This window comes from Emticicia sp. 21SJ11W-3, from assembly GCF_024138715.1.
In the GTDB taxonomy this organism is placed as follows: Bacteria; Bacteroidota; Bacteroidia; order Cytophagales; family Spirosomataceae; genus Emticicia; species Emticicia fluvialis.
Genome location: NZ_CP092074.1, coordinates 341,275 through 355,120, shown reverse-complemented (window position 1 = coordinate 355,120; position 13,846 = coordinate 341,275). Strand labels below are relative to the sequence as shown.

Annotated in this window: 7 protein-coding genes; 3 read left to right on the top strand and 4 right to left on the bottom strand. The window is 43.8% G+C overall.

The window, feature by feature from the left end:
• Positions 1 to 284 precede the first annotated feature (284 nt).
• The 4 genes from MB380_RS01395 to MB380_RS01380 form a co-directional block, all read right to left on the bottom strand.
• Positions 285 to 1,799: a serine hydrolase gene (locus MB380_RS01395; RefSeq protein WP_253532416.1), complete on the bottom strand. Its 1,515-nt coding sequence runs from the start codon at positions 1,797 to 1,799 to the stop codon at positions 285 to 287.
• Between the two features lie 70 nt (positions 1,800 to 1,869).
• Positions 1,870 to 3,348, bottom strand: coding sequence for a M17 family metallopeptidase (locus tag MB380_RS01390; RefSeq protein ID WP_253532414.1), 1,479 nt, complete (start codon positions 3,346 to 3,348; stop codon positions 1,870 to 1,872).
• 97 nt (positions 3,349 to 3,445) lie between these two features.
• Entirely contained in the window at positions 3,446 to 4,537 is a 1,092-nt protein-coding gene (locus MB380_RS01385; protein ID WP_253532412.1) for an alpha/beta hydrolase, read from the bottom strand.
• A gap of 205 nt (positions 4,538 to 4,742) precedes the next feature.
• On the bottom strand, positions 4,743 to 7,688 hold the full coding sequence (locus tag MB380_RS01380; RefSeq protein ID WP_253532411.1) for an FAD-binding and (Fe-S)-binding domain-containing protein: 2,946 nt from the start codon (positions 7,686 to 7,688) through the stop codon (positions 4,743 to 4,745).
• Positions 7,689 to 7,967: 279 nt separating this feature from the next.
• On the opposite strand from MB380_RS01380, the gene MB380_RS01375 reads away from it, so the two are divergent.
• The 3 genes from MB380_RS01375 (at position 7,968) to MB380_RS01365 (ending at position 13,718) form a co-directional block, all read left to right on the top strand.
• Complete coding sequence (locus MB380_RS01375; protein ID WP_253532402.1) at positions 7,968 to 11,267, top strand: VCBS repeat-containing protein; 3,300 nt, start codon at positions 7,968 to 7,970, stop codon at positions 11,265 to 11,267.
• A 26-nt stretch (positions 11,268 to 11,293) separates the two neighbouring features.
• Complete coding sequence (locus MB380_RS01370) at positions 11,294 to 12,799, top strand: lipopolysaccharide biosynthesis protein (protein ID WP_253532400.1); 1,506 nt, start codon at positions 11,294 to 11,296, stop codon at positions 12,797 to 12,799.
• Between the two features lie 67 nt (positions 12,800 to 12,866).
• Positions 12,867 to 13,718 carry an SDR family NAD(P)-dependent oxidoreductase gene (locus MB380_RS01365; RefSeq protein WP_253532398.1) on the top strand — a complete coding sequence of 284 codons (852 nt, stop codon included), beginning with the start codon at positions 12,867 to 12,869 and terminating at the stop codon, positions 13,716 to 13,718.
• The last annotated feature ends 128 nt before the right edge of the window (positions 13,719 to 13,846 follow it).

Below are 13,846 nucleotides of genomic sequence, written 5' to 3'. Positions count from 1 at the left end.
ATTTGTTTTCTTCTTTCCGGACCGAAGAAATCATCTACGAATTATTTCGTAACAAATGTAATATAAAAGGAATTACACTTCCAAATTTTATTACGAATTTTTTCGTAGATAGATTGGGATTAAGATTTTTTAACTGAACAGCCTTACTAAAAGCCTGTTGATGAGTAGATTAAAACAGAACAGCCCAGCGAAATGGTTTTTCTGGTTGGTGTTTCAAAAAGAAAAGTTAAAAATATTATTTGGCAGAAAATCAATTTGAAACCGCCAGTTAGGTTAGATAAACTTCACTTCTTCTTCAACTCAATGTCCATAGTGGCAGCAGGCATTTCAACAGAGACCCGGTCGATGTCTCCTTTGGCATTCATCAGGAATTTGAATTTAATACCCTCCCAATCGCCCTGGCCTTCAAAGATATCGTAATGGTAATGGCGCAACGCTATTTTTTCTGTGTGGAAGTCGGCCTTCAGTGTTTCACCATCCATTGCCAATGTAAGCGTTCCGTAGGCAGGGTGCTCATAAAAACCTGCATAGCTGCTGAGCGTGTGTGTAGGTTTGGTATCTTTCTGCCGATGGGCTTCGTTATCTAGTTTTGCTTGGGTCGATTTCTCTTTGGCATCCGTGAAATCTTTTCTCAAACGGCTGTTCCAGTCTATTACGTTTTTTTCAAGGTAGGTATCTACAATGTAATTGGTAACGGTGTTTACCAAATTGTAGCCCACTGCACCGGTGTTGGTGGTGATGAACACCGCCAAGTTATTGTTCGGGAGAACGGTCATTAAAGACCGGTAACCTTCTATAGAACCACCATGCTGCCGACGCAGATGCCCGCGATAGGTGTTGATGTTCCAGCCCATGCCGTAGGTGCTAAAGCCCAGTTCAGGGTATTTTGCTTCAGCAGGCTGCACAACCGCCCAGGGGGTGTGGTTTTCGTTCAGGTTTTTCTCTGATATTATTACCTTACCATCGGCTTTTCCTTTATTGAGTTGCAGCATAAGCCAGTTGCTCATTTCGGTTACGTTTGCTTTTACTGCCCCGGCTGGGCCAATGCCGTCTACATTGCTATCAAAGCCTGCTTCTTTGGTGGGGTTCTTCTCGTCATCATAAGAAAGGGCGTAATCACTACTTTTCAGCATTTCGGGGTAGGTCAATACTGTGGTTTTCATGCCCAGGGGGTCAAGGATTTTCTCCTGCATAAACGCCTCCCAGGTTTTACCCGACAGGCGTTCTATCAACACACCTGCTGCCATGTACATCAGGTTATTATATTGATACTGGGCATATATGGGTTTATTGAGGGGCAGATATTTCAGTCTCTCAAACATTTCTTTTCTATTCAGTGGAGCCGATACCCAGACGTAATCATGACGAGGCAGACCTGAACGATGCGAAACCAAGTCACGCGCTGTAATGGTGCGCGTGGCATATTCATCATTCAGCTGAAAATCGGGCATATATTCCTTTACAGGCTTATTCCAGTCCAGCTTACCTTCATCAGCCAGAATAGCGAGGCAGGCCGCCGTAAAAGACTTAGAGCATGAGGCAATGCCGAAAAGCGTATGCGCAGTTACCGGGGCCTGGGTCTTTACATCTTTAACCCCGTATCCTTTGGCATATAGCAGTTTTCCGTCTTTCACTATACACAAAGCCGCACCTGGCACGCTCCATTCAGTGAGCATTTTATTAACAAATACATCCAGTTGTCGCAGGGTATCGGGAGCAACAGGCGCCTTTGCTTTTTTCTTTTGAGCAAAGGCAGGAAAAAGAACAAAAAGGAGAAGAAAGAGAGAAATGTTTTTCATCAGATTTTGTTTAGGTAGTGGTCAAATTTAAACAAAATCTGATGAAAATTACGTTTTAGCTAAGCTGAAATTACAGCCCTCTCAACCAAGTGGTCAACAACCTTACACCATAGGCAGTGGCCGACTTCATAGAGCCGTACTCAGAGTCTGCAAAGGCCATACCGGCGATATCTAAATGCGCCCAGTTGCTGTGCCCATCGATAAAAATCTCCAGAAATTTGGCCGCCGTAATCGCCCCTGCAATGGGCAATGAAGAAAGGTTCTTTACATCGGCAATGTCAGACTTCATCATGTCTTTGTAATCATCCCACAAAGGCAGGCGCCAGAGTTTCTCGCCACTCAGTTGTCCGGTAGCCAATAATTGCTCTGCCAGTTCATCGTTATTAGATAACAGCCCGGCAGCATTATACCCCAGTGCCGCAATGCAATTGCCCGTAAGCGTTGCCAAATCTATGATTACTTCCGGTTCGTATACCTTTTTTATATAAGACAGACCATCAGCCAGAATGATGCGACCCTCGGCGTCAGTATCAATTACCTCAATAGTTTTGCCTGAATAAGTATTGATTACATCACTGGGTTTTAAAGCATTTCCATCCACACAGTTTTCTGTTACAGGAATCACCCCAATCAGATGTACCGGAAGTTTTAACTTAGCGGCCAGTTCAATGGTACCTAATACCGCCCCAGCCCCGCCCATGTCAGACTTCATGTAGCTCATGCTACCCGAACCTTTAATAGAAACCCCTCCGGTATCAAAAGTTACGCCTTTACCTACCAGACCGATTTTTCTGAGGGGTTTTTCAGCCAGTGCTGACAGGTTATATTCAAGCACTATGAATCGCGGCGGGTTTTCGGTGCTGCCTTTGCCAACGGCCACTAAGGCACCGAGGCCAAGGCTCTCACATTCTTTTTCGTCAAATACCTTAACATCAAAACCATACAATTCGCCTGCCTGCCGGGCGTATTCAGCCATTTTTTGCGGATATTTGATATTGGCCGGGGCATCTACCAGGCTCATAATCCTGATTTGCGTTTTGGCAGTCTCCTCCCCTATCTCCGCTGATGTACGAGCTTTTTCCACAGTTTTTTCAGGAACGACGATAGTCAGCTCCGAATCAGCTGAAAAGAAATCAGCCTCCGCTTTTTTATCAGTTTTAAAAACTCCGATTTCGTATTCGGCCAGACAAACACCGTTGATTATATACTCAATGCTGGTTTCCAGCTTGCTTGCATTCAGGTCTATGCCTACCGCCAACGGTAGCCTTTTTTTATGCTTATAAAAGAATGAACGGAAAACTTTGATAAAATCAGCCTGTTTAGGCTCTTTGCCAAGCCCAATAAGATAAATCTTTTGAAGGTCTTTTTGGGCTGTGTAAAGTGGTAGAATCTCTTTCAGCCCTGCTTTAAAATCTTGTTGCAATGCGTCTGCACTGAGCCCGGCCTCACCGGCAATTTTAACCAGATTAGCTGATAGCTCCTCGTTGTCTAACAATGGATATACAATCGCCTGCGGGCTGTTCAGTTGAGAAGAGATATTAATTTTCATAAGCTTTGTGTTCAGTAATAAGACCTGTACAATAAATACACCAATGCCAATGCCTTAATAACGCAGTGGCTAAAAACAATTAAATAGCTTCATGGCATTAATAAAACAGCCATTCAAGGGCTTTCGGGAACTCTTCCCCCCATCTTTTTTCGTCATGCCCGCCTTTCGGGTCTTGCGAAATCTTTATTTCCAGTTTTTCCTGGCTCCAGCCCTGTGCCTCCATGGTCTGCTTTAGTTTTTTCAAGTCCGGTATCATAGGAGTACCTTCTTTGCCGCCACCATAAAGGTATATTTTACTGCTAACGGGACTGAAGAATTCGCCGATATCAAAATAAATCTTGCCTGATACCCACAAAGAAGGTGAAAATACCATTAATCGACCGAAGGTCTCCGGGTACATCAAACCTGCGTATAAACTGATTAATCCGCCCATTGAACTACCACCTATACCCGTTGCGGTAGCCTCTGGTTTGGTACGGTAGTTTTTATCAATATAAGGTTTCAGCGTGCGAACTACAAAATTGGCATATTTCATGCCCAACCCTTTGCCTTTTGAGGGCACGGTGTAGGGCGAGTATTCTTTAAAGCGGTCTTTGTCTCCATGGTTTATGGCTACAATAATAACATCGCCTTTCTTTTGCCTGGCCAGTAATGACAAGCGTTTGTCTATTTCCCAGTTACCATAGTCAGAGCCCTCACCGAAAAGGTTCTGGGCATCCTGCATATATAATACCGGATAATACTTTTCTGTGTTTGTTTTATAATCATGCGGTAAAAGCACATGAATGGCACGGGTTGTTGCCAATTGCGGAATGGCAAAACTGTCGGAAACCAATTCAACCTCGGGCATCAGATTAGCAATAAATGCGGTAGAGCCTTCTAGCCGCCAGTAAGGCACAAAGTCTTTTACACTGCCCTGTTTTCTGGTGATAATCCGATTAGCCGGAGAGTTACCGTAATCATCCAGTTCTACGTGGTCCCAACCGCCTCTGGTATATTTGTATTCTATTTTTTCGGGAAGCGGCCCTTCTGGCGAAAAATTAAACTTATATTTTCCTTTTGCTACCCTCTGCATTTCAAACTCTGCCATATCCGGATACCAGTTACAGAAATTTCCGGTAAGGTAAACAGGTCTATCGTCGTCGGTGGGTGTTGTTAACTCTAAACTTAACAGTGTGCGATTGCTCATTTTTTACTTTTTGTATCCTGATTAACTGTCAAACTTACCTAACAAAACTGTCTTTTATAAGTTTGAGTTCAAAAAAACAATCAATTTTTTACTTACAAACAACTGATTTTCAATTGTTTGTACACATAATAAAAACAACCCTTCTTTAAAAAATTATATTCTTTGATATTGTTGGATACAAACCAACCCTTGCCGGCAGCGCTGGTCAGACCAGGGCATCCCATAGAATCTCTACCGGATGCAGGGCTTTTCTGCCGGTGCCATCATGTATCTGGTGGCGGCAACTGGTACCGGGTGCCGCAATAATTACTTCTTCGGGTTGTTTTCTAACCGTAGGGAAAAGCACCAACTCACCTATTTTCATTGATATATCAAAGTGTTCTTCTTCATAACCGAATGAACCCGCCATACCGCAACAGCCCGATGGAATGAGATGGACCTCATAATTGGCCGGGAACGACAGCATTTTTTTGGTGGGTGTAAGCGATGCCACCGCTTTTTGCTGGCAATGCCCGTGCAGTTTTATGAGTTTTTTCTCGTTAGTAAAACTGTTTTTGCTGATATTTCCTTTATCTATTTCACGGGCAATAAACTCGTCTACCATCAGGGCATTTTTAGCCAGTTCGCGGGCGTCATCAATTAACTCTGCATCAACCAGGTCAGGATATTCATCTCTGAACGTTAAAATGGCTGACGGCTCAATGCCTATCAAAGGTGTATTTTCATTTATGATACCCTTCAGGAGATTAACATTCTTATTGGCCAGTTTTTGTGCATCTTTCAGCATACCTTTAGACAGAAACGCCCGGCCTGCATCTGTATGCTCGGGGATAACAACCTGATACCCCAGCTTTTGCAGCAGGAATACCGTCTTTTTGCCAATCTCAACATCATTAAAATTGGTAAACTCATCACAAAACAGATAAACCTTCTTTTCAGCGTTTTTGTCGTTTGTTCTGGCTACGGTTTTATCATACCAGCTTTTAAGGGTATCCTTCTGCAAAAGCGGCATGGTGCGCTCCGGATGGAAGCCCACTAATTTATTCGCTATTTTACGTAAAGGTGCGTTGTCGAAAACCAGATTATAGGCCCAGGGTACATAAGACGCTATCTTGCTCATTTTTGAGTAATTACCCACCAGCCATGAGCGCACCGGCACGCCGTGTTCGTCGTGGTAATGTTGCAAAAACTCCATTTTCAGCTTGGCCATGTCTACGTTTGACGGGCATTCCATCTTACAGCCTTTACAAACCAGGCACAAATCCATCACCTCTTTTACTTCTTTGCTATCAAAGCGATTGAGCTTGTCAGAGCGTGTCAGGGTTTCTCTCAATATATTGGCTCTGGCGCGGGTAGTATCTTTTTCGTTGCGGGTAGCCATATAGCTGGGGCACATAGTGCCCCCACTCAACTCTGTTTTACGGCAGTCGCCTGAGCCATTGCATTGCTCGGCGTGCTGCAAAATATCCTGATTATGAAACCTGAACACCGTTTTAAATGCTGGTGTTTGCTGGCCGGCCTCATAACGCAAGAACTTATCCATTGGCGGGGTATCTACAATCTTATTCGGATTGAAGATATGCTGAGGGTCCCAGACCTGCTTCAGTTCTTTAATTAAATCGTAGTTTTTATCCCCTATTTGCTGGCGGATAAACTCTCCTCTCAAACGTCCGTCGCCATGCTCACCAGAAAGCGAGCCTTTATATTTTTTTACAAGGGTTGAAATCTCTTCAGCAATTAACCTGAATTGCTGATGCCCCTCCTGCGTTTTCAGGTTAATAATGGGGCGAAGGTGGATCTCCCCTGACCCTGCATGGGCATAATGCACCGCCGACATACCCTGTTGCGCCAGTATCTTATTGAAATCTACGATAAACTCGGGCAGGTCGTTTACATCAACTGCCGTGTCTTCAATCACAGCTACGGCTTTTTCATCACCTGGCAGATTCGACAATAAACCCAATCCTGCTTTTCTCAAAGTCCATATTTTCTTGGTATCTTCTCCGAACAATACCGGAAAATGATAGCCCAGCCCGGCGGCACGCATTTCGGCTTCCATAGCAGCTCCCAGTTGCTGAATTTCTTCTATGCTGTCTCTTGACAATTCTACTACCAGTATTGCCCCGGGGTCGCCTTGTACAAAAAAGCGGTTCTGCCGCTGCTCCTTATTTTCTTTGGTACATTCTAAAATGTAATGGTCTATCAACTCTACGGCCGATGGCTTGTATTGAAGCGCAATCAGATTGGCACGCAGCGACTCGTCTACCGAATTGAAATGCACGCATACCAGTCCTGAAAATTTGGGTGGCAGCGGATTTACATGCAGCTTGATTTCAGTAATGAAAATCAGCGTCCCTTCTGAGCCTGCTATCAGCTTACAAAAGTTGAAAGGCGCTGTTGAATTTGGGGTAAACACTTCTGTTTCCAGCAGCTCGTCAATGGCGTAGCCTGTATTGCGGCGTTCAATGGTTCGCTTCGGGAACTCATTCCTTATTTCCTGTTGATTTTGCTGGTTACTCAATATCTGGTTCACATGCCTGTAAATTCTGGTTTCCAGACTGTCGTCGGCTGAACCGGCCTTTTTCTTAAATTCATCAATACTTAAATCCTTAAACTCTACGTAACTGCCATCACTCAGGTATCCTTTTACCTCCATCAGGTGGTTACGGGTAGAACCATACACTACCGAGTTAGAACCACATGAGTTATTACCCACCATGCCGCCAATCATGGCTCTGTTGGCCGTTGAGGTCTCGGGGCCAAAGAACAGCCCGTGCTGCTTCAGGAACATGTTCAGCTCGTCGCGCACTACGCCGGGTTGTACTCTTACCCAGCTTTCTTCGCGGTTAAGCTCCAGTATTTGGGTGAAGGTTCTTGATACGTCAACCACAATGCCGTTCCCTACTACCTGCCCGGCCAGTGATGTACCCGCGGTGCGGGGTATCAGCGACGTGTTGTTGGCTCTGGCAAAAGATATGAGTTTTTTTAAATCAGATTCATTTTTTGGAATGGCAACGGCCAATGGCATTTCTCTATACGCCGATGCGTCGGTGGCATAGAGTGTGCGCATCACTTTATCAAAATGGAGTTCTCCTTCTAATGTTCGGGCAAGCTGGTTAAGTTCGGTATCAAGCATTCTTTCGGTGGTCATTTATCTTTCCTGTACGCGTTTTCAAGACCTCAAAATTACTGATTATGAAGCTAAATAATTTAAAAAGTATAAAAGAATTATTCGGCATGCCGCTGTCAGAAAGTGGAAGCCGGTGTATGATTTACCCCAAAAAGCCTTTCGCCTAAAACCCTGCCTGTCAATTTTTTGTGCTTTGCTTTATTAAAATACCTCTATCTGGTGCTAATTATAATTATCGCCTGGCTCTTCAATAGCAATAATATTCCATTTCTATTGTTAATTTTACATGCTTATATTTTCATGATGACCAAATCACTGCTTTATTGTTTTATTCTCATTTCACTGTTTTCCTGCAAAGAAAATTCTCAGGACTATCTGTTTGAAACGCTCGATGCCTCGCAGACGGGCATTGAGTTTACGAATAAAATTGTGGATACCCCCGAAATGAATATCATTAACTACCGTAATTTTTATAACGGGGCAGGGGTTGCCATTGGCGATGTAAACAACGATGGCTTTGCTGATATTTATCTTACGGCTAATCAGGGAGACAATAAACTGTATCTCAATAAAGGCGCTCAAAAAGATGGTTCATTTCGGTTTGAAGACATCACTCAACTCGCTGGGGTTGAGGGTACCAAGGCCTGGAGTACCGGCGTAACCTTTGCCGACGTAAACGGCGATGGCCTGATGGATATTTACGTTTGTAACTCTGGTGAATTAAAAAATGATACCCGGGGAAATGAGCTGTTTATTAATCAGGGCGTAGGACGGAACGGTGTTCCGTCTTTCAGAGAAATGGCAAAGGAATATGGCCTTTTTGATGGGGGATATTCTACCCACGCCGCTTTTTTTGATTATGACCGCGACGGCGACCTCGATATGTATCTGCTCAATAACAGTTTTATACAGGTCAATAAACTGCAATACCAGAACCTGCGCGGCCAGCGAGACCCTTTTGGCGGGCATAAATTATTCAGAAACGATAACAATCATTTTGTAGATGTAAGCCAACAGGCAGGTATTTACGGAAGCCTGATAGGTTTCGGCCTTGGTATTACCGTAGGAGATGTGAATAACGACAACTGGCTGGACATCTACATTTCAAACGATTTCTACGAACGCGACTACCTGTATATTAACCAGAAAAACGGCACCTTTAAAGAAGCCGTTGAAGAATCGATGGGGCATACCAGCCTTAACTCGATGGGGGCTGATATCGGTGACATCAATAACGACGGCCAGCCGGATATCTTTGTTACAGACATGCTGCCCCATGACGACTACCGCCTGAAAACTACCGCCAGCTTTGAGGCGTATGAATTAGAGCAAATCAAATTAAACCGGGACTTCTATCATCAATATACCCGCAATACCCTGCAATTGAACAGTGGCTATAACCGTGACGGCCTTCCGGTTTTCAGCGAAATAGCGGCCTTGTCAGGCTTATATGCCACCGACTGGAGCTGGGGCGCTTTAATTTTTGATATGGATAATGACGGCCGGAAAGACATCTTCGTAGCCAATGGTATAGTACATGACCTGACCGACCAGGATTTTATCAGCTTTCTGGCTGATAAAAATACGGTGCCACAAATGCTAGACAAGAACGGGCAGCTCAACATCAATAAAATGGTAGAGAAAATGCCTTCTCAGCCAATTGCCAATTATGCGTTTCGTAATCTGGGTGGTCTAACCTTTGAAAACAGAGCAGCAGCATGGGGGCTGGGCGAGCCGGGCTTCTCAAACGGTGCTGCCTATGGCGATTTAGATAACGACGGAGACCTTGACCTGGTAGTTAATAACAACAATATGCCGGTATCTATTTACAGAAACCATACGGTTGAAAAACTTAAAAAACACTTTTTGAGAATAAATCTGAAAGGTCAGAATAAAAATACGCTGGGTATAGGAGCCAAAGTTTATGTGTATCAGCAAGGCAAAATACAGTTTCTCCAGGCCATACCCAATCACGGGTTTCAGTCATCAAGCGACCATATCTTAATCTTTGGGCTTGACAATAACCCAACCATTGACTCGCTGACGGTTATCTGGCAAAATGACAGAAAGCAAACCATAAAAAACCCTAAAGCTGATGCCGATTTAGTATTAGAACAAAGAAATGCAAATCAGGCTGCCATTCAGACACCCGCAACACAAACCAGATATTTTACCGATATTACTGCACAATCGGGTTTAAACTATCAACATATAGAAAACGATTTTGTTGACTATAACCGTGATGCTACCCTGAAGCAGATGTTTTCAAGAGAAGGGCCTGCTTTGGCGGTAGGAGATGTAAACGGTGACGGCCTGGAAGATGTATATGTTGGCGCTGCTGCCAAAACCGTAGGTCAGCTGTTTTTACAAACACCAGCCGGGGCTTTCAAAGTATCCGGGCAATTGTTTGCCAGTACTCATGCCGACGAGGTAGCCGCTACGTTTTTTGATGCAGACGGCGACAAAGATTTGGATTTATACGTGGCCACAGGTGGTAATGAATTTCTGAATGGTAGCCCGCTACTGAAAGACAATCTGTTTATTAACGATGGCAAGGGGAATTTCACGCCCGGAGTTTTACCTGCTCTTTACCAGAATGCTTCTTGTGTAGTGGCGGCCGACTTTGACAAAGATGGAGACCAGGACTTATTTGTGGGTTCAAGAATGATTAGCGCCCAATATGGCAAAAGCCCTAAAAGCCATATATTAAGAAATAACGGCAAAGGACAATTTACTACCGAAGACCTGGGCGAATTAGGCATGATAACGGATGCGTCATGGGCTGACATTGATAACGACGGCTGGCAAGACCTGATATTGGCCGGAGACTGGATGCCGGTTACGATTCTCAAAAATCAGAAAGGAAAACTTATGCCAGAACCTGTGGCAAACACGCAAGGCTGGTGGAATGCCATAAAAGTGGCGGACATTGATAACGACGGAGACCCCGACCTGATTGTGGGTAATCTGGGCTTAAACTCTAAACTCAGAGCCACTAAAGAACAACCAGCCATGCTTTATGTGAACGACTTTGATAAAAACGGCTCGGTAGAACAACTCATTTGCGTGTATAACGGCGGCAAGCTGGTACCCATGATGCAAAAGCCTGACTTACAAAGAGCCATTCCGTCTATCAAAGAACGGTTTGTGTATCACAAAGACTATGCTAATAAATCGGTGGATGAAATATTTACCGGCGCTCAAAAAGAGGGCATGATTGAGAAATCGGTTGTGCAACCGCAGACTTCTTTCTTTATCAACGACGGCAAAGGAAATTTCAGTGTTTTGCCCTTACCCATTGAAGTACAGTTTTCTCCGGTTTATGGCATAGAAACCTGCGATTTCGACCATGACAATCAGCTTGATATTATTCTTACAGGCAATTTCTATGATGTACTACCTGAAATAGGGCGTTATGATAGTAACCGCGGATTAGTACTTCACGGTACCGGACAGGGTAAATTTGAAGTAATGAAACCAAACGCCACAGGCCTTTTCAGTACCGGACAGGTACGGCGCATGAAAATTGTAAAAGGGGCAAAGAAAAATATGCTAATTTTGGCAAAAAATAACGACAAGGTTCAGGTAATCAGATTCTGAGCGGGACACCCCCCTTCAATTAAAACATGAGCGTAGTAAAAAAATTAGCAAGTGATACGGCCCTCTATGGTATCAGCAGTATTGCCGGTAGATTTCTGAATTGGCTTCTGGTGGCCGTACACACAAGGGTTTTTCCTGAACAGAGCTTACTTGCCGACAACAACCAGCTTTATATTTATGCTGTGCTGTTAAACATTGTGTATACCTACGGCATGGAAACTGCTTTCTTCCGCTATGGCAGTAAACAAGAAAACCGCCAGGAATACTATAATCTGATATTATCAAACGTTATCCTAACCAGTGTAGTTTTTTCTGGTATAATCTATTTTGCAGCTACCCCAATCATTAACCTGATGGGTTTCCCCGGTAAAGAAAGGCTAATTGTCTGGTTTGCTATTATTCTGGCAACTGATGCCGTAGCCGCCATTGCATTTGTTAAACTACGTGCCGAAAACCGAGCCAAAAAATTTGTAGCCATACGGCTGGTTAACATATTTGTCAATATAGGTCTGAACGTCTTTTACCTGACCTTCTGTAAATACATTCATGATGGCTTCATGCTGCCAGACTGGAAACCCTTTGCCGATTTCTTCTATAACCCGAAAATAGGGCCGGATTACATCGTTTGGGCAAACTTTATTGCAAGCCTTGTTACATTGTTGTTGCTCTGGCGCGAGTTTGTCGGTTTCAGGTTTACTTTCGATTTCCAGAAATTCAAACCGGTTCTTATCTATGCTTACCCACTGTTAATTATGGGTCTGGCAGGTGCTACCAATCAGTTAGCCGACAGGCTGATGTTCAGAAGCATTTTACCGGAGGGTTTCTACGAGGGCCTTTCTACCGATGCCGCTTTTAGTATTTATGCCAATGTATATAAGCTGTCTATTTTTATGCTGCTGGTTGTGCAGGCGTACCGGTATGCGGCAGACCCTTTCTTTTTCTCTAAGGCAGAAGACAAAAACTCTCCGGCTATGATCGCCACAGCTACCAAATGGTTTACCATAGCCTGTATTATTATCTGGGTTGGGGTAAGCCTCAATATAGATTTAATCAGCCTGTTGCTTGGCAAAAATTACCGGTTCGGGCTTGAAGTTGTACCCATACTATTATTGGCCAATTTGTTTATAGGTGTGTATCAGAACATGTCTATCTGGTTTAAGCTAAGCAACAGAACCCATTTTGGTACCATTCTTACTTTTATAGGGGTTTTTATTTCAGTCGTTATGAACCTCATCCTCATTCCTCAGATGGGCTATGTTGGTTGTGCGCTTACCTTTGCCTCCTCTTCTTTTGTAATGATGGCCCTTTGTTATTGGTTCGGCCAAAAGTACTACCCCATACCCTATGAGCTAAGCAGCGTTACGGCTTATCTTACAGCGGCAGGTGTACTGATTTTTGCCGTATGGCAAATCAAAATAGACAATCCCTACTATTCTATTCCATTCCGCCTTGCGCTGAGCCTCTTATTTATACTCATTATTGCTTTTCTTGAGCGTAAGAGTCTGGGGCTTACCCGGTATTTTCGTGTCTGAGATAACCAGTCAGGCAGAAATGATGTTTTAATAGCACAGTTTGGTTTAAGAATTACATCAGGCATACATGAAAACAATAAGCATTATAGGTTGTGGTTGGTTGGGACTGCCTTTGGGCGCCTATCTTTCAGAAAAAAACTATCTGGTAAAAGGCAGTACTACCACACCTGAGAAACTGAGCAAGTTGCAGCAAAACGGCATAGAGCCTTTTATTCTCAAGCTCAATCCAGAACCGGAAGGCGCGCAGTTGGATAAACTACTGGATAGTGAAATCCTGATTATCAACATCCCTCCACGCATTAGCAAGCAAAAAACAGATGCGCATGTTGAGCAGGTAGCACATTTGCTAAAGGCCGTGCGTATGTCTGCCGTTAAAAAAATTATTTACATCAGTTCTACCTCTGTATATCCCGAACTCAATCGTGAAGTTGTGGAAGCCGACGTGCAAACTCCCGGGGAATCGGCCAGCCCTACTATGGTAAAAGCCGAAAACCTGCTGAAAGATTTTATACCCGGCGTAACCATTCTACGAGCAGCCGGGTTGATGGGCTACGACCGCATCCCGGCTAAATATTTTGCCGGGTGGAAAGGACTTACCACCGGCGGCATTCCGGTAAACTATATTCATCGCGATGACATCATCAGAATTATTGAAACTATAATAGAACAAGATATCTGGGGAGAAACTTTCAATGTAGTATCTCCTGAGCATCCCGTCCGACGGGAAGTGTACCTAAGAAATTGCGAAGAGTTTGGTTTTGATGTGCCCGAATTTTCAGAACCGGCAACACCACAACCTTTTAAAGTAATAAACCCTGATAAGTGGCTTGAGCGGTCCGGGTATCGTTTCCTGTTCAAAAACCCATTAGATTTTTTCTATCAATTGCCTGATACCACCGAGCCGGATACAGTTATTTAGTTTGAATAGTGCCAACCTTCATTTTTCCGTTTGCATTATTACAACTTGTAAATCCGGCACAGATTTCATAGATTGCTGAAAAGCTCCCCAGGATTGAATACATGGTTTTTGTATTATCAGATAATTTA